13 protein-coding genes are annotated in these 18,006 nt (G+C 69.5%); 8 read left to right on the top strand and 5 right to left on the bottom strand.

The genetic code is table 11. The features are described 5' to 3' along the window. Nucleotides 1-12 precede the first annotated feature (12 nt). The 3 genes from E8A74_RS31870 to E8A74_RS31860 form a co-directional block, all read right to left on the bottom strand. A complete protein-coding gene (locus E8A74_RS31870) occupies nucleotides 13-1,134 on the bottom strand; it encodes a tetratricopeptide repeat protein (protein ID WP_136932886.1) in 1,122 nt (373 codons plus the stop codon). Nucleotides 1,135-1,149: 15 nt separating this feature from the next. Continuing rightward, nucleotides 1,150-2,613, bottom strand: a complete 1,464-nt coding sequence (locus tag E8A74_RS31865) for a serine/threonine protein kinase (RefSeq protein ID WP_136932885.1) — start codon at nucleotides 2,611-2,613, stop codon at nucleotides 1,150-1,152. Nucleotides 2,614-2,723: 110 nt separating this feature from the next. Continuing rightward, nucleotides 2,724-4,163 (bottom strand): sigma 54-interacting transcriptional regulator, encoded by a 1,440-nt coding sequence (locus E8A74_RS31860; protein ID WP_136932884.1) that lies wholly within the window; start codon nucleotides 4,161-4,163, stop codon nucleotides 2,724-2,726. A 523-nt stretch (nucleotides 4,164-4,686) separates the two neighbouring features. Between E8A74_RS31860 and E8A74_RS31855 the strand changes: the two genes are divergently transcribed. After that, on the top strand, nucleotides 4,687-5,466 hold the full coding sequence (locus tag E8A74_RS31855; RefSeq protein ID WP_136932883.1) for a hypothetical protein: 780 nt from the start codon (nucleotides 4,687-4,689) through the stop codon (nucleotides 5,464-5,466). Between the two features lie 11 nt (nucleotides 5,467-5,477). Here the strand turns inward: E8A74_RS31855 and E8A74_RS31850 are convergent, their stop codons facing one another. Both E8A74_RS31850 and E8A74_RS31845 read right to left on the bottom strand, forming a co-directional pair. Further along, the gene (locus E8A74_RS31850; RefSeq protein ID WP_136932882.1) at nucleotides 5,478-8,954 is read right to left on the bottom strand and encodes a VIT domain-containing protein; all 3,477 of its coding nucleotides are present in this window, start codon (nucleotides 8,952-8,954) and stop codon (nucleotides 5,478-5,480) included. A 50-nt stretch (nucleotides 8,955-9,004) separates the two neighbouring features. After that, on the bottom strand, nucleotides 9,005-10,228 hold the full coding sequence (locus E8A74_RS31845) for a hypothetical protein (RefSeq protein ID WP_136932881.1): 1,224 nt from the start codon (nucleotides 10,226-10,228) through the stop codon (nucleotides 9,005-9,007). Between the two features lie 213 nt (nucleotides 10,229-10,441). Between E8A74_RS31845 and E8A74_RS31840 the strand changes: the two genes are divergently transcribed. The 7 genes from E8A74_RS31840 (at nucleotide 10,442) to E8A74_RS31810 (ending at nucleotide 17,909) form a co-directional block, all read left to right on the top strand. Beyond that, entirely contained in the window at nucleotides 10,442-11,539 is a 1,098-nt protein-coding gene (locus E8A74_RS31840) for an oxidoreductase (RefSeq protein ID WP_136932880.1), read from the top strand. Nucleotides 11,540-11,746: 207 nt separating this feature from the next. Continuing rightward, nucleotides 11,747-13,450: a VanW family protein gene (locus tag E8A74_RS31835; protein ID WP_136932879.1), complete on the top strand. Its 1,704-nt coding sequence runs from the start codon at nucleotides 11,747-11,749 to the stop codon at nucleotides 13,448-13,450. A gap of 33 nt (nucleotides 13,451-13,483) precedes the next feature. Then, on the top strand, nucleotides 13,484-14,485 hold the full coding sequence (locus E8A74_RS31830; RefSeq protein WP_136932878.1) for a hypothetical protein: 1,002 nt from the start codon (nucleotides 13,484-13,486) through the stop codon (nucleotides 14,483-14,485). A 302-nt stretch (nucleotides 14,486-14,787) separates the two neighbouring features. Beyond that, entirely contained in the window at nucleotides 14,788-15,717 is a 930-nt protein-coding gene (locus tag E8A74_RS31825; protein ID WP_136932877.1) for a hypothetical protein, read from the top strand. A gap of 18 nt (nucleotides 15,718-15,735) precedes the next feature. Further along, entirely contained in the window at nucleotides 15,736-16,014 is a 279-nt protein-coding gene (locus E8A74_RS31820) for a hypothetical protein (protein WP_136932876.1), read from the top strand. Beyond that, entirely contained in the window at nucleotides 16,011-16,763 is a 753-nt protein-coding gene (locus E8A74_RS31815) for a hypothetical protein (protein ID WP_136932875.1), read from the top strand. The genes E8A74_RS31820 and E8A74_RS31815 overlap by 4 nt, the downstream gene beginning before the upstream one ends. A 24-nt stretch (nucleotides 16,764-16,787) precedes the next feature. Further along, the gene (locus E8A74_RS31810) at nucleotides 16,788-17,909 is read left to right on the top strand and encodes a sialidase family protein (protein ID WP_136932874.1); all 1,122 of its coding nucleotides are present in this window, start codon (nucleotides 16,788-16,790) and stop codon (nucleotides 17,907-17,909) included. The last annotated feature ends 97 nt before the right edge of the window (nucleotides 17,910-18,006 follow it).

Genomic DNA, 18,006 nt, shown 5'->3' with positions numbered 1-18,006 from the left:
TCCCTTCGGGCGCTAGAACTGCCCCGTCCAAAGAAAAGAAGAAGGACCCACGAGGATCGCCGTCGTCTGCGTCTTCGTGCGCTTCGGCGCCGTCAAGAAGAGCGCGAGGCCACCGGCGAACGCGACGCCGCCCGCGATGAAGAGCCCCGTGGAAATGTTGCCAGACTGATAAGCATCACGGCGCGCGTCATAGCCGAACTCGTTGCAGGTGTTGCCGGCGCAATGCCCGTCCACCTCGCTCTCGTCGCGCTTCTGCACCGCGCGGAGCCCGAAATACGTGCCCACGGCGCCCGCGCCGAGCCCCGCGATCCCGAGCCCGAGCCCGAGGACGCGCTGGGTGCTGAAAAAGCTCTCTTTCGGGGCCTCCGGAATGCGGTCGGGCGCGCGGGGCCCCCGCGGCCCGGGGAGGCCCTGCATCGGCGTCGTCGGCGCCGTGTTCGCTCCCTTGGGCGGCTCCTGCCCCTTGGTCTCCGGGGTCGTCTTCGGCTCAGGCTTCGGCGCGGCCTCGTCCTCGAGCGCCTGCACCGCGACCGTGAGCTCCGCGCCTTCGGCAATCGCCAAGCTCTTCTCCCAGGACTTTTTCCCGGGCGCGCTGGCATCGACCACGTGCTCGCCACGCTCGGCCGGCAATCGCTTCCCGATCGCCTCGCGCGCGAGCGGGACCCCGTCCAGGGTGACGACGACATTCGGCAAGGCGAGGACCGCCTCGGGCACGGCGACCGTGATCCAGCCGAGCCGCGGCTCGATCTCGCCCATGCGCGATTTCGCCTCGTCGCCGCGCTTCTGCGCCGTCGATTTCTCGGTAAAGCTCTTCGACGTCGAGGCAATACGCGCCGCGTCCTCCACGATGGCGCGGTACGTCTCCCACGCCCGCGCGAGCCGGCCCATTTTCCGATAACAATCGCCGAGGCCGATGCGGGCGCCGAGGCCGGGGCGCAGCCGCACGACCTCCTCGTATTTCGGACACGCCGTCGCGTAGTCCCCCGCGATGAACGCCGCGCGCGCCTCCTGGAACAACGCCGTCGCCCGGGCCTCGTCGGCCGGGTCTCCCGCGTGTGCGCCCGACGCGACGAGGACGACCCCGAGCGCGACGAACGAACGAACGATCCACGCGCCGGGTTTTCCGCTCATCATGCGCAAAGCCGTCTCCTAATCGATCGAACTCGGAGGCTCGTAAGGCTTGCGGGTCGACTTCGTCCCCGTGCTCTTCGTGGGAGGGGGCGCCTGGGTCGAAGCCGGGCGGACCGTTTGCCCGGGCGATCCGGTTTTTCCGGGCAATGCGGTCGTCTGCGCGGCCGCAGGCGTGCCGGCCGCGGGGGAAGGCTCGACCTCGACCCCCTCCGCGCCCACCTCAAGCGGCGACGAGGGCGACGAGGGCGACGCGGGCTTCGCGAGCTCGGTGCGCGGCGCCTCGCCCGCGGCGATCGGCGGCAAGGGCACGGTGTCGGGCAATCCCGCGCGCGCGACCGAGAGCGGCCCCGCGCTGACGAGCGCCCGCACCCCGAGCCCACCCACGAGGGTAAGCACGCTGCAAACGAGCGTGACGAGCGCGGCCGTCGTCCAGCGCGACCGTGCCGGCGGCGGCGCAGGCGGCGTCGAGGCCTGAATCAACGCGACCGACGCGCGGGTCGTCGACGCTTCTTCGAGCGGCCGCTCCGGCGCGTCGGAGCGCCGCACGAGCGGGATCGTCAAGTTCATCCGGAACGAGTCCGGCCCCGACTCCGCGTACTGGTCACGCAGCTCCGCGATCGCCTCGGTCGCGCGCTGAAAACGATCCTCGGGGTGCAAGGCCGTCGCGCGGGCGAACCAGCCGTCGAACCAGGCCGGCAAGACCATGCCGCGGCGGCGCAGCGCGCGCGCCGTGGGCATCTCCTCCGGCCCCTCGACGACGCGGCGGATGAGCGCGTATACGCCGTGCTCGCGCGCCTCTTCCTGCCAGTACGCCTCGCCGGTGAGCATCGTATACGTGATGTGGCCGAGCGCGTGGATGTCGGTCGCAGGCCCGATCTGGCTGCTCTTGCCGGCGATCTGCTCGGGGGCCATGTACGTCGGCGTTCCGACGGCCTGCGTCATGTTCGAGTTTGTCCCTTCGGAGACGATCTTCGCGATGCCGAAATCGAGGATCTTCACGCACGGCGAGCCGTCGTCGCGCTCCGCGATGAACAGGTTGCCCGGCTTGAGATCACGGTGGACGATGCCCCCGGCGTGGGCCTTGTCGAGCGCGAACGCGACCTGCCCGAGGTAGACGAGCGCCTCGTCGATCGGGATGTGGCCGCGCTTCTTCAGCATCGCGCCGACCTCCTCGCCGTGGAGCAGCTCCATCACGAGGAAGGGCATGCTCGTGATCTGATCGATGCCCGCGTCGGTCACGCGCACGACGTGATCGCTCCGAATCTCGCCGGTGATCCGCGCCTCCTGGGCGAACCGATCCCGCAGCACCGCATCTTCGAGCACGCCGGGGAGCATCACCTTGAGCGCGCACAGGCCATGCGTGCGCTCGTCGCGCGCCTCGTGGACCGCGCCCATCGCGCCCGCCTTGATGCCCCGAAGGACACGATAACGCTCGTGAAATAGCGTTCCAGTCGGGAGAAAGACCACGCTCGGGGCGCCCATGCGTTCCTCGGATGATTCCCCATTATGCCAGAGTTCAGGCGCTGGGGACCAAGATCCTACGCTTCACGCGCGATCGTAATCCCCGACCCCCCCACGGGGCCGCCCCGACCCTAGCCCTTCTTCCGCGGCCGAGGGATGTTGTAGGCCGAGAGCTTCGAGACGAACGTACGTCGTGGCATTCCGAGCATCGCCGCCGCCGCGGTCTGGTTGCCCGCGCATTTTTCGAGCGCGTCGATCATGCGCTGCCGCTCGAGCGAGCCGAGCTCTTCTCGCAAGCTGCCGAGCGAGGCCGTATCGACCACGCTGCCGCGGAGCTGCGACGTCGCGTCGTCGGCAGCGATCGAGAACGGTGACAGCGACGGGTCCATCGGCGTGAGCGGGACGGTGCCCGTGAGCGGCACGTTGCGCGGCGAAGACGCCGTGCCTTGCACGCGCCCCTCCAGCACGAGATCCTCGGGCCGGATCGCGCCCTCGCAGAGCACGACGGCGCGCTCGATGGCGTTGCGCAGCTCGCGCACGTTGCCCGGCCACTCGTAGCTCGTCATCGCGGCGAGCGCCTCGCGCGTGATCTCCAGCGGGCTCCTGCCGATCGACGCCGCCGCGCGCGCCGCGAACGTCCGCGCGAGGGGCTCGATCTCCGAACGCCGCTCGCGCAAGGGTGGGATCGAGAGCGCGATGCCGTTGAGCCGGAAGTAGAGGTCCTGGCGGAACGTGCCCCTCTGCACCTCGAACGCGAGGTCGCGGTTCGTCGCGGAGACGAACCGCACGTCGATGGGGCGCGGCGCGAGCCCGCCGACGCGCATCACCTGGCGGTCCTCGAGCACACGCAAGAGCTTCACCTGGATGCCGAGCGGCAGCTCGCCGACCTCGTCGAGGAAAACCGTACCTTTTTCCGCGGTTTCGAAGAGGCCGGGCTTCGAGCGCACGGCGTTGGTGAACGCGCCCTTCTCGTGACCGAAGAGCTCGCTCTCGAGCAGCGACTCGCTGAGCGCCGCGCAGTTGAGCCGCAGAAACGGCCCCGATGCGCGCGGCGACTTGCGGTGGATCGTCTCGGCGAGCACCTCCTTGCCGACGCCCGTCTCGCCGAGCAAAAGCACGCTGATCGGGCCCTCGGCGACGCGCTCGGCGAGCGCGTAGAGGCGCTTCATCGCCTCGTCGCGGATCACGTAGCTGCCCGGCGACCCCTCGCCGCGCACCTCGGGCTCCTCGTCGTCGAGCTTGCGGACGACGAGGATCGTCGAGCCGAGGTTGATGGCGTCGCCGACGCCGAACTCCACGAGTTTCCCAGGCTCGACGCGCGTGTCGAGCAGGCGCACCGTCCCGCCTGCGCCCTTCTCGCGACGCACGGTGGTTCCGTTCGCGCTGCCGAGGTCCTCGATGCGCAAGGGGGGTCCGATGTGGATCAGCGCGTGACGGCGCGACACCGAGCCGTCGTCGATCCGGATGTCGGTCTCCTCGGCGCGGCCGAGGATCACCTTCCCCTCGGCGGGCAGCGGGTGACGGGTGACGCCGCCCGCGGCGAAGACTGCGAGCTCGAGGCGCCCCTTCACGTTCTCGTCGTTCCCTTCGTTCCGATGAACAGCACCGCTCGCGGAACCGTAGGTCGAGCACGCCCCGAAACGCAAGCCACCATGCGTCGGGGCGTTCGCTTCGAACCAGCGCCGAGGTGAGCGCGGGCCGTGTGTCCCCTCGCGGAGCGGCTGTCCAACGTAGACACGGTGGTCCGGCTTCCTTTTCCCAGGCGCCCGCCTCCTCCACGCCAACGACGAGGCCGCCTCGCCGAGCCCTCCACACGAAAAACGTTTCCTTGTCAACAGTCAACTTCCCTGTGTGAAAGTGCACCAAGTTGCACCAGTGCGGAGCGGCGCGCCGCGGTGGGGAACCTGCGCCGCAGACCTGATGAGGCAAAGCATCACCGTAGGGCATGCGCGTCAGCCCATTTCCGCCTCAACGAGGGCCCGCGAAGCGCCAATCGAGCAGAATCGGCTCGACAATCCCATGACGGATACAGTTTCTCGGCCTTTTTCTCTCGTGGCATGGCGAATGCAAAAACATCGGCGCGAGGTTCTCCCTATGAACAGCTTGAAGACCCTCTACGAACCACGCGTCCTTTCTCTCCGCGCCGAGGTCGAAGATGACCACGTCCTCGGCGAGATCTTGGCGGCCGACGCGTCCCCCGTCCTGGTCGAGTGCTTCCTGCTCGAATGGTTCGCTCGGACGCCCTATCTCATGCAACCGACCGCGCGCTGGTCGAGGCGCGCCGCCGAGCAATGCGACAAGCTCGGGCTCGACGCCATCGCCCAGTCGTTCCGCAAGCACGCGGCGGAGGAAGACGTCCGCGCGTCGCTCGTCCTGCGCGACGCGCGCGCTGTCGCCCAGATCATCAGCATGCGTTGCGGCATCTCCCTCGACGTCGCCATGCTGGCCGAGCGCCCGACCGTCGTCATGCGGGCCTATCGCGTGCTGAACGAGGAGGTCCTCGGGGCCGACCTGCCCCTCGGGTATGCCGCGATCCAGTACGAAACCGAGCGCATCACGAGCGCGCTCAGCATCGGGCTGCTCCTCCAGTCCCAGCGCGTGCTCGGCGCGGACATGGCCGAGCGGCTCACGTGGCTGCGAAAGCGCGCGACCATCGGCGTGGAGCGCGCAGCGCTTTATGCCGCGACGCTGGAGACGATCCTCGACGGGATGCCGGAGGCCGCCGAGCAGCTCGCGGAGATCGGCGCCGGCGCGCTCGACATCTACCGGCATTTTTTGCGCGAATGCGTGCAGGCGGCGCAGGCGAGCGCGCGCGCGATCACGGGCGAGCGGCCCTCGAATCCGCGGAGCTCGCAGCCCGAGGCCTTCTTCTGAGTGGAATGGTTTTACAGGGAGGTGCGCGCAACCCTGCGGAGCCGCTCGATCCCCTCTTCCACGTCGGCCGACGTGATCTCGCGGAAGCGCAGCGGCGAGGGGCCAGGAATCGAAGGGTCGTACACGAGGCCACGCGGGCGCACGTTTCCCTGGCGGAGGACGTCGGTCACGAAACGGACGCGCTCCTCCTGATCGGCCGGGACGAGCTCTTTTTCGTATTTCGCGAGCACCTCCGCGATGTGCTCCTCGATGCGTTGCTTGTCGAGCTCGGTCTCGGCGACGCCGGTGATGATCGGGATGAGGAGGAGCGCGCGTTCGAGCGGCAAATACAGGCCGCGGGCCGTCCGCGCCACCGTCTTGAACACGTCCTCGGCGCCCACGTATTGGCGCAGCGTGGGCAGGCAGCCGACGGCGTGAATGACGATGCCCATCTCGCGGGCGTTCTCGGCCTGCGCATACCAGTGGTGCCCGCAAGGGCAGCCCTGGGGGAAGGCGTCGCCGGAGGGCTCCACGCCGTGCGGCGGCGCGTCGCCGACCCACACGACGACACGCGCCGCGCGGGGCCGCCAATCGAGCCGCACGAGGTCGAAGAGCCCGTCCGTCACCGACTCCGGCCCGTCGCCGCCGCCCGAGGCCTCCATGCGCTCGACGCCCTTCTTGATCGACGCGATATCGTCCGTGAGGGGCACGACGCGGCTCGCGAAGGAGCGATCCTGCGGGGGATGATCGCGGTAGCTCACGATTCCGAGGCGCAGGCTGCGGCAGAGCGGGGCGTGACGGAGGGCGTCGATGATCTCGACGAGCCTGCGCTTCACCTGCTCGATGTATTCGCCCATGCTGCCCGTCTCGTCGACGAGGAACACGAGATCGAGCTCGCCGACCCCGGCGCTCGCCACGCGCGCGAGCATCTCGGGCGAATACGCCTCGGAGTCGTTCGATTGCAGCGACGGCGCATTCTGCGAGCGGCCTTGCGGCGCTGGCCTCGCGGGCGCGGGCGCGGCCACCGGTTTCGGGGCGGGGGCGCTCGATTCGAGAACCGCGAGGTCGGGCGGCATGGACAGCGCGTCGTCGTCGTCCGCCAACGCGGGCTCCTCCATCGGCATGAAATCCATCGTCGCCGACGCCGCTTCCTCTTTTGCTTTGCCGCCGATCCCGAAGGCTTCCTTCACCTTCGAGAAAAACCCTCCGCCGCCCCTGGACTTGGACGCTTCGACCAAGCCGAGGTCGGGCGGCGGCGCCGCCTTGGCCGCGGGTGGCGCGCCAAACGCCGGGGAGGGCGGCGGAGGCGCTCCCGGCGCGGGGGGCGCGGCGCCCTTGGCCATCGCGGGTCGCGCCGCCGCAGCACGCGGGCCGGCGGATGCCACGGGCGGGGCAGACAGCGATCGCGCGGAGAGCATATCCATGCCACCGCCCCCTCGCTCCCGCCTCGCCTTTTCGAGGAACGGCCCTCCGCCTTCCGCGGCCGGCGCATCTTCCGCGTCCTCGAATCCGTCCTCGCCCCCGTCCGCGTGCGAGGCCACGGCCTCCATTTGCACCTTCTTCGCGGGCCCCTCGACACGTTTTTCGCTGTCCTCGGCCACGAGCGCCGTGTACGGGCTCAGGAGCTTGTGCTTGAGCGCGAGCGCGAGCACCTCCAAGCGCACCTCGGCCGCCTCGCCGGGCGCCTCGGCGAGCCGTGACAAACGTGCATCGATGCGGAGCCTCGCCCATAGCCGCTCGAGCCCCGGGATCTGCTCGGATTGCTCCGGCAGCTCCACGTCGACCTCCTGCCGGAACGGCTCGCCCGTCGCGCGCTCCGCCGTGAGCACGAGCCGGCTCTTCCCCGACCCGGCAAAACGCCCGAGGAGCTGCACGGTTTGTCCCCCAAACAGCTCGGGCACCGGGCTCGGATACACGTCCACGGGCATGGCATCATCCCAGGACAAACGCAGGTTCGTGAGCACGGGGCCGGCCTGACGGACGCGGCGCGCGAACCGCGGCACGACGGTCTCGACGTCCTCGCCGGGCAAAAGCACGTCGCTCGCGCCGCCGCCCGCCCGCGCGAGCCGCTCGACGAGATACCGATTCACGGAAGGCCCCACGCCGAGCACGTAAAGGCGGGTCTCCTTGCCCAGGATCTCCGGCGCGCGCCGGAAGATCCGCCCCTCATTGCCCACGGCGCCGTCCGTGAGAAGCACGACGAGCCGCGTCCGCCCCTTCTCGGTGGGCAATTTCGCCGCGCGGACGAGCGCCTCTTCGAGCTCCGTGCCGCCGCGCGCCGTCATGCTCCGCAGGAACACGTCGATCTCTTCGACCCATTCCTTCGTGACCGGGACGAACGTCTCCCCCTGTTTGTCCGCGGCAATCCGGTCGTGATCGAACACGAACACCTGCGCGCGATCCCCCGGCCCGAGGTGATCGAGGATCAAGCGCACCGCGCGACGGGCCTGCGGGAGGCTCTGGCCGCGCATCGAGCACGATCGATCGACGAGGAAGACGACGTCCCGCGGCAGCCCCACCTTGGCGAGCTCGCGCGTCGCCGCCACGACCACGCCGCAGTATTCGCATTTCCACGCCGGCCCGAGGCCCGGCCATTCCTTCACGACCGAAGGATCCCGGAGCGCGCCGCCGCAGTTGTTGCAGCGGAACGTGCGGTGATCGCCACCCGGGCCCGCCTCCGCGAGCGAGAGATCCTCGATCGGCGCGACGGGCGGCGTCACGACGAGCAGGAACGTGCCCATCTTGTCGGCCTGGCGCTCGAAATGAACCCGAGGCCGCACGCCCTTGTCGTGCGCGGCGTGGTAGGCGAGCACGAAATCGCGGTTCGGCACGGTCTCCGACGCGTGCAGCTTCACGCGGAAGGCGCCGCCTTCGAGGGGCTCGACGTCGAGCCGGTGCGAGGGCGAGCGCGGCGGCTCGATCGGCACGCCGGCGCGGATCTCCACGCTGACGCTCACGTCCGCTTTTCGCTCGCCCGTCGCCGCGCGCGGCGGGCGAATCGCCCCCGCGCCCGGCACGTCGGCGGCCGTCCTCGCGTGGTAGCGCTCGGCCGTGACCATCGGGAACACGAAGCGCCACTCGCCCTCGTCGAACGCGAGCTTCTCCTGATAACCGAGTGTCACCTCGATCGTCTCGCCGTCCGGAATGTTCGCGACGCTCAGCGTGAACAGGTTCGGCCGATCCTGTTCGAGCAACGTCGCGCTGCGCCCTTCGCGTCGCGCGGCCTCGTAGGCCCGCTTCGCTTCTTCCTTTTCCTTGACGACGGCCTCGACCGTTCGCGCGCCGATGCGAAAACGCATCGTGTGCACCGACGCCTCGTGCGGGAGCGGGAAGAGGTATTCGGCCTCGATGGGCCCGCCCGTCGTGTTGCGAAAACGCTGCTTCAGCGTGACGCTCGCGACGGGGCCGTCGATCTTGGCCTCGACGTCGGTGTGTTCGAGCGGCAAAGGCGCGCCGCTCGACGTGCGCATGCTGCCCTGGGTGATTCGGTCGGTCGTGGGATCGGTCATGGCGGGCCGAGACGGATGCTACACCGATCGGCGCGGCGTTCTACCGTTGTTCACGAGGTGCGCCGCCCCGGATCGAGCGCGCAGAGCGAGGCGACGAGCGAGGTGAAGCCAGGCGCACGTTCATCGGCCGAGCGCGACGAGCGTGGTCCGTCCTCGGGCGAAATCAGGTGCTCGGCCGCCGGCAATCGATACCCCGAGCCGAGCGCCACGGCGCGCAAAAGCTCCGACGCGTCGTCGCGCCGCTCCTGATCCCAGTCCGTCTCCACGATGTGCACGAGCAGCTCCGCTTGCAGCGGCACGTCGCCGATCGCGAGCGCCTCGGCCAGCGCGGCCCAGCAAAAATCGGCCGAGGCCGCCTCGCCGAGCTCTGCGCAGAGCCTCGCCACGCGCGCGGCGAGCCGCACGTCTTCGAGCGTGCCGGGGCGCGACCGCCATTTGCGTTCGAGGTGCCCGAGCACCACCTCGGCGAGCGCGCGCGCTTTCGAAGCGTCGCCAAAACACGCGAGCACCTCGGCGCGGCGCAGCTCGAAGACGAGCCGCTCGGCCTCGCCCGCCTCCACCGTGTAACGCGCGGCGAGCGCGAGCGCCTCGTCAGGGCGGCCGAGGTGGCAAAGCGCGGAGAGCGCAGCCTCCTTGCGGGCCCATTCGAGCGCAGGGGGATCGGTCGCGCCGCGGCGCGACACGAGCGCGAGCGAGACGACGTCTTCGAGCCTGCGCGCCGCGAGCAACGCCGAGAGCGCCTCCGTCGCCGACGCGAGCGCGATCGCCCGCGCCGCGGCCGGCTCGAGCGCGAGCACGCTCTCCCATTGCGCGCGCGACACGCGCAAGAGCCCCGCGCCGATCTCCGCGCCGAGCCCGAGCGAGCGCACGCGCCCGAGGTGCAAGAGCGCCTCGTCGAGGCGACCTGCCGCGCGCTCCGCGGCGCCGAGCCCGACGAGCGCGGAGACGGCGAACGCGAGCGCCTCGGCCGATCGTTTCTGCCGCGCGGTCGTCGCATAAAAACGGACCGCGGCCTCGGCGATGCGGCGCGCGTCCTCGTGCCTGCCGAGGTGCCCTGCGACGATCGTCGCCTCCTCGAAGCACGGCGCGAGCGCCGGCAGCCGCTCCTCGCGGCTCTGCGCGAGCGCGCGGGCGAGCGCCTGCGAGATCGCCCCCGACCATGCGGCGAGCTCCCATCGAACGGCGCGGCCGCGAAGGCTGAGGAATTCATCGGCGACGAAACGAGCGTCCACGCTCGAGCGCGCCGCGGGCGAGCGCTGTGCAGCAAGGTTCATGCGAGCCTCGTGAAAACACGTCGTGTCCGCGCGCCGCGCAGCGCGGGCAGCCGGCGCGTCCGGCCCGCCCTCGCCACGTCCCTCTTCCGGGCCGCGGTACGTCTGCTTTCTTTAATGGATCGCCCGGCGCATTTCAATGAACGAAGCCCGCCACTCGGACATTGTGTGTCCGAGGATGGCCCGCGCCTCCGGCGCTGCTAGCCTCGCCGCACGATGGCCTCGAAAGACCTCTTCGAACCGCTCACCTTCCGCAACGGCCGCACGGCCCGCAATCGTGTCGCCCTCGCCGCGATGACGAACCTCCAGAGCCACGCCGACGGCGCGCTCTCCGACGACGAGCACCGCTGGCTGAAGCTCCGCGCCGAAGGCGGCTTCGGCGTCATCACCACCTGCGCCTCGCACGTCACGCAGGACGGCCAGGGCTGGGACGGCGAGCTCGGCATCTTCGACGATCGGCTCCTGCCGGGCCTCACGCGCCTCGCCACCACGCTGCGCGAGCACGGCGCCGTCTCCATGGTGCAGATCTTCCACGGCGGCGCACGCGCCGACGCGCGCCTCATCGGTACGCGCCCGTGGAGCGCGAGCGAGATGGAGAGCGACCCTGCGAACCCACGCGCCGCGACGAGCGAGGACATCGAGCGCGTGATCGCCGCGTTCCGCGACGCCGCCGTGCGCGCGAGCCGCGCGGGCTTCGACGGCGTCGAGCTGCACGGCGCGCACGGCTACCTCCTCGGCCAGTTCCTGAGCGCCACCGGCAACAAGCGCGACGACGCCTACGGCGGCTCCCTGGAGAACCGCGCGCGCCTCATGCGCGAAGCCACGCGCGCCGTCCGTGCCGCCGTGCCCGCGTCGTTCCTCGTCGGCATGCGCATCTCGCCCGAGGACATGGCGCAGTCGAAGGGCCTCGACCTCGACGAGAACCTCACGCTCTCCGGGTGGCTCGCCGACGACGGGATCGACTTCCTCCACGTCTCGCTCTGGGACAGCTTCGCGAACACGAAGAAGCGCCCCGACGAGCATCCCATCCCGCTCTTCCGCCGCGCGCTCCCGGCGGACGTCCCGCTCCTCGTCGCGGGCAAGATTTGGACGCGCGCCGAGGCCACGTCGCTCCTCGAACAAGGCGCCGACGCCCTCGCGCTCGGCCGCGCCGCCATCCTGAACCCCGACTGGCCGCGCGCTTCGCGGGACCCCGCGTGGCAGCCGACGAGGCCTCCGGCCACGCCCGACGAGCTTCGCGCGCGGGGCCTCGGCGAGACCTTCGTCAACTACATGCGCCGCTGGAAGGGTTTTGTCGCTGACGAAGCGCGCTAGCGCGCTGTCAGAAAAACGCTCGCGAGGGCGCGGAGAAGAAGCGGTCCCGGAACCCGCGCCCCCGCGAGCGGCGTGATGCACGGCGGTCGACCAACGAACCGCCGTGCCACGACGTCTCTTCTAAACCACCCCGGATGCTTTTGCAACACTGTTGCAGTGCGCCGTTCCCTTGACGCCTCGCCCCTCTCTTTCCAAGATGCCCGGGCGATGCGAGCCCCGCGATCCTCCGAGGTGAAACGGTATGCGGCGATGGCCGCCGTCGCGATCGCCTCCGGCCTCGGCATCACGTGGCTCCTCCTGCCGCCCGCGCCCGAGGCGCCCGTCGTGCATCCCACGCCCGCGCTGCACGTCGCCGGCATGACCGTGCCGATGCAGGGGGATCCCGTCGCGAACGCGCTCGACCTCGTGCGCAGGTACGCGACCGGCGAGATCACGATCAAGCTGCCCGACGGCACGGGCCGCAAGATCCGCCGCGGCGCGCTCGGCGCCGAGATCGACCGCGTCCGCCTCGCCGGCTTCGTGCGCGAGGCGCTCCGCCCCGAGAGCCCCCTCCGCCGCGCCCACGACAGCACGAACCCCGGCAAGCCGCTCGACGTCCCCTTGCCGCTCATCCTCGACGCCGAGGCCGCCGTCGACAAACTCCTCGCGCTGAAGAGCGAGCTCGACGCGGCCGCGACCGACGCCTACGTCGACCTCGCCCAGAAAAAACTCGTCCCCGAGAAGGACGGCCACCGGCTCGACGTCTACGGCACGATCGCGCGCATCGACGCGGCCTTCCGCCAGGGCGCGGACGAGGTCGCGGCCGCCGTCGAGACCGTCCCGCCGAAGCGCCGCGCCGAGCAGCTCGGCAACGTCGAGTTCGGCCACGTGCTCGGCTACTTCGAGACGCGCTACACACAAGGCGAACGCACGCGGGACCGCACGTACAACCTTCGCCTCGCGGCCTCGAAGCTCGACGGCGCCGTCGTCATGCCCGGCGAGATCTTCGACTTCAACGACGTCGTCGGCCCACGCGACGAGGCGCACGGCTACCGCGTCGCGACCGTCATCGCGCAGGGCGAGCTCGTCGACGGCCTCGGCGGCGGCACCTGCCAGATCTCCGGCACCCTGCACGGCGCGGCGTTCTTCGCCGGCCTCGACATCGTCGAGCGCTACCCGCACTCGCGGCCGAGCTCCTACATCAAGCTCGGCCTCGACGCGACCGTCGTCTACCCGACGATCAGCTTCCGCTTCCGCAACCCCTTCGACTTCCCGATCGTCCTGCACGAGACGGTTTCGAACGGCGTCGTACGTGCCGAGATCCTCGGCCCCGAGCGCCGCCACACGGTCACGTACTTCCGGCGCATCGACGCGACCCTCCCGTTCGAGGAGGTCGAGCGCCAGACGCCGAAGCTCCCCGAGGGCATGCGCGTGCTCGCGCAGCGCGGCATCCCCGGCTTCAAGACCACGAGCTCGCGCGTCGTGCGCGACGGCGCGCACGCGCTTCGTTACAAGTGGAGCGACTCGTACCCGCCGACGGCGCAGATCATCAACGTCGGCACGGGCCCGAAGGAACTCGACACCAAGGCGAAGGACGACGAGCACCCCGAGTACGTCGTGGACGAGTACCTCGTGGTCACGCAGGGCCCCGACATCCGTACGCCGGGCGTCACCGAGCCCCAGCCCGGCGGCGGCACGATCGAGAGCCGCGAGCCCGGACAGACGGGCAAGCCAGGCTACTACGAGAAGCTCGGCTTCTCGCACTACCGCAGCAAGGACACGGCCGAAGGCGCGAGCGAGGGCGAGGCATCGGCGACGCAGCCTGCCTCGGCGGAGCCGAAGGACGAGGGCAAGACCAAGAAGCCCGAGGACGACAAGGGCAAGAAGAAGAAGCGCAAGAAGAAGAAGCCCGCGGCCGAGAGCGGGACCTGACAACCTCCGCGCCTCGGGCTACCCTGCGCCGCCGTGCTCTCCCCCCACGTACGCTTCGAGGGGTTCACCGCGACGGACTGGGTCCGCGTCCTGTCGCTCTTTCGGCCCCGACGCACCACGGGCGAGCTGCGTGATCCAAACCGCCCGCGCGGCGGCGTGATCGCCATCCACGACCACGGCCGCCTCCGCAAGCTCCTGCACACGACCGTCGGCCGCCTCGGCACGGGTGACATCACGTGGCCGATGACCGCCGAGGAGCTCGCGAAGCGCCACGAGGCGAGCTTCTGCATCGTGCTCGAGAGCGGCACGCTCGAGCGGATCATGGAGCGCTTCGCTTCGCGCGCGCGCAAAGGCGACGACCTCGCCACGCAGACGCTCACGCTCTTCTCGCTCGCGCAGGCCGAGCTCGCGGCGGGCCGCCTCTCGGCCTGGCCGCTGCGCCTGCGTGGTGTCCCGATCCCGACGCCGGGCATGGTGCGCACGAGCCTCGACGCGGTGTGCCCGATCGGCAAGGCGCTGGTGCTCGGCATCTTCGAGGGCGGCGAGCTCTGGACGAGCGTGGCGCTGCGTCGCGGACAGGACGGCATCAGCTTGATCCTCGGCCCCGACGAGATCCGCGGCGACATGGGCCTGCTCTCGGGCGACTGGCGCCGCGACTACCGGCACCTCTCGCATGCGATCGAGGATCGCGTCGGGCCCATCGCGTTCGGCTGTTATGCGGAGACGGCGAGCTTCCGCGCGCTCGAAGTGGACCCGAGCCCGGGCGCGTGGGCGCGCGCAGCGTTCGTGCGCGACATCATCCTTTCGCCGCTCCCGGCGCCGATGGCGATTCCGCTGGGGATCGACGCGAGCCGCGCGGCGTTTTTGGCGATGCGCAAGGTGATGGAGCGCGTCGATTCGAACGGCGTGGTGGCGGGGTCGATCGAGCGATTGTGGGATCGGGCCGCGAAAAGCGCGCAGCATGGAGAGCTCGAAGAGATGCTCGGCTTCCATCCGCTGGAGCTCCTGCGCAAGCTCCTCGTGCGCGAGGATTGAGCCCGGCGCCTTAGCGCCGCAAGAGCCGATCCCGCCAGGCGCCCGCGCCCCCTCGCAGGAATCCCGCCGTGGGCGACGTGGAATCTTCCGCGCGCATTGTCAATCCGGCGATGGACAAAGAATGTCCCATTCGTGTGACATTCTTGCATTGACCGGCTCGCGATTTTTGTTCACTACAAATACTTCGCGAATGCCATCCGTGTGGTCGATGGCATGGCCACAAGATTGCGCCGCCCATGTACCCGCGTGGTTGTGGGTTCATGGGGAGGGACGGGCCCGCGAAGAATTGGAGGATCCTTAGTATGGGACCACTCGAACTCAACAAGCTCGAGGAATCTGCCACGGGTCGGGCGATCGACGCCGTCCTCAAGGGACAGGCCGTGCTCGATACTTTCGTGGACTTCACGTCCGGCCTCGTCCGCAACGTCTTCGGCACGATCGTCGATTCGACGATGGAGCAGCTCGAAGCGTACACCGAGCTCGTCGCCAGCGTCTCCGGCTCGCTCGAAGCCTACGAGCAGCGCACCTTCCCCAACCTGGAAGGCAATACGGGCGACGTCATCAAGTACATCGCGAACTTCATTCGACCGACCTTCGGCGACGCGGGCTGGACCACGTTCTCGCGCGCCGGTGCCGTCTACACGCCGGACACGATCAAGATCGACGCGACGAAGCTCGCGGATTTCAAGGCGCATTACGCGGGCGTCGTCGTCCCCGTAAAGTTCGCCGGCGAATTGAGCCCCATCGAGCGCACGATCTACGACAACCAAGTCCTCACCGCGAACAACGAGATGCCCGCCGAGCGCCTTTATGCCTTCACGCTCGCGAAGTTCCGCAAGGAGCTCAAGGCCTCGTATGACAAGCTCCTCACGATCCTGAAGCTCGGCATGCAGAAGCTCGTGATCACCGAGGGCCGCATCGCGACCAAGATAACATTCCACGTGTCCGCGTCCGAATCCGACGCGCAGCAGTCGTCCAGCGCGACGACCGATTACACGGTGCAGGCCTCGAACATCGGCGGCAGCCTCAGCGGCTCGGTGCTGAAGCGCGCCCTCGGGTTCCAGCTCGGCGGGGCCAGGACCAAGCAGTCCACCACGCTCAAGGTCAACGTCGTGAACGAGCAAAAGACCGCGGTCACGACCCTCGACGCCGAAATCATGGGCGAGGTGGAGCTGAAGTTCCGGTCGGATTATTTCCCGTCGTTTGATCCGGCGGCGCCCGCCGGCCCCTGAGCGCCTGGGAAGAGGCCCATGAACCACGGCGAGCTCGGTGAATTCGTGGAGGCGCTGCGCCGAGAGGCTGCGAGCGCGAGCGCTCGTGCGATCGAGCTCGAGGGCGCCGGGGCGGGCCAAGGCATCGCCCCGGCGCCCGTCTCGATCGAGCGAATCGAGATCGACATACCGGCCTCGATCATCTGCCACGCGCGCGGCGTTCGTATCGGGCTCCGCCGCCCGCGCGCAGCCCATTTGCTCTCCCGGATCGTGGTCGTCCTCGCCCCGCGCGCGGACGCCTTGGAGGAACGTGCATGACGACCAACCTGGAGTTTCCGCTCGCCGATCTCACGACGACGCTCGTGCGGGATGTCTTCCGCTCGATCACGGATTCGGCCATGGAGCAGGCCGAGGCGTACGCCGATCTCGCCGCCGAGGTTGGAATGCCGCTCGAAGCGTATCAAGAAAAGATCCTCGGCCTCACGGAGGCGGAAAAGCAGGCGACCGTCGAAACCTACATCCGGACGGTCGTCCTCCCCCTGCTCGTGCTCCCGACCGCGGAGATTCCGGACCCTCTTTATTTCGCCGAGGCGCGGAGGGAGCCCTTCCTCGCCCATTTTCATCGCGTCGTGGCGACGGACGTGTCCGGCGCGCCTCGGCTCGTGAGCGAGCTCGTCGAGCCGTCCCAGAGCGCCGTCTTTCCGTGGTTCGTGCAGAAGGCGAACCTCCTCTCGCTCGTCACGGCGAAGATCCGGAGGGACGCGTCGCTCACCCACGCGCGCGTGACGGCCTTGCTCCGCGCAGGGTTGCCGAACATCGTGGTCACGGGGGGCCAGATCTGCACGAAGGTGACGATGACGATCACGCAATCCGAGGTCTCGTCCCCGAGCCCCACGCCGGGCAGTACGGCCTTATCGCCGAAACCTGCGTCCTCGCTCGGCGTGCGCGTGCGGGTCGCCAATGAACGCTCGATCGCCGCTTCGAAGAGCATGGAGCTCGTCGGCAGCGTGCGTATCGACTTCCGCGCCGGCACCTTTCCGCCCCTCGCGCCCGCTTCGACGAAATGATCACGGGGAACCGGAGGTAACGTCATGGCATTCGTCACGCTCACGCATTTTCTCTCCGCGTTCCGCACGTCGCTCGCGAAGGTCGAGCAGTCGGACGGATTCGCCGTCTCCGAGCTCAAGGTGGAGGTGCCGGCGATCCTGTCGCAAAAGGGCCTCGAGGTCTTGCTCGAAGTGCCGAACCCCGAGGCCGGCGTCACGCCGGATCCAGCCTATCTGGCGAGGCTCACGATGAGCTTCTCGGCGCTCCCGCCCGGGGCCGAGCTCACGGGCCCGGGGGGCGCGCCCGTCGATCCGTGGAAGGCGCTCTATTCCGGCACGACGGAGAGCCTCTACGGCATTCACGCGAGATCCTCGGGCGACGTTTACGCCGTGGGAAAGCTCGGCGTCCTTTTGTGGTCGCCGGACGGCGAGACATTCGGCCCCGCGAGCGACGCGACCGGCCAGCGCCTGCACGCCGTGTGGGGCAGCGGCGCGGGCGAGCTCTGCGCCGTGGGTGGCAATGGGCTCGTCCTGCGCTGCCCGAAGCCGGGCGGGGCGTGGGTCCCCATCGCGAGCAACACGAACGTCTCCTTGAATGGCATCGCGGGCTCGGGCTCGGGGCTCGTGTATGCCGTCGGCGACGCGGGGACGATTCTCCAATCAACGACGTCGGGCACGGCGTGGCAGCCCCTGCCCGTTCCATCAAAATCCTATCCCCTGCATGCGGTCTGGGCGTCCTCGCACGGGCATGCCTACGTCGTCGGAGGCGCGGGGACCCTCCTGTACAAGACGGACAACGGTTTCCAGTCGACGCCGAGCGGGACCTCGCGGGATCTCTTCGGCGTATGGGGAAGTGGCCCGAACGACGTGTACGTGGTCGGCGCGGGGGGCAAGATCCTGCATTCGACCGACGGAATGCAGTGGACCGCGCAGACGAGCGGGACGACCGAGAACCTGTACGCAGTATGGGGCAGCGGCCCCGGAGACGTCTATGCCGTGGGGCGCGGTGGAACGATCCTGCATACGTCGGATGGGGGCACGACGTGGAAGCTACAGAAGAGCGGGACGACGGAGGCATTGCACGCGATCAGCGGGACCGGCCCCGGCGAGGTATGGATTGCGGGCGCGGCGGGCACCCTCCTGCGCCGCACGAGCGCCGCCGCCTGATACGCGCACGGGCAAAAAGCCCTTGACAGAAATGCGATTTTGATTCAAATGATGGAGCACAGACTTCGGCTGCGCGCCCCGGACGTGGGCGGTAATA

Source organism: Polyangium fumosum, assembly GCF_005144585.1.
Lineage (GTDB): Bacteria > Myxococcota_A > Polyangia > Polyangiales > Polyangiaceae > Polyangium > Polyangium fumosum.
Note: the sequence above shows the minus strand (reverse complement) of the source record. Positions and strands in the feature narration are given on the sequence as shown.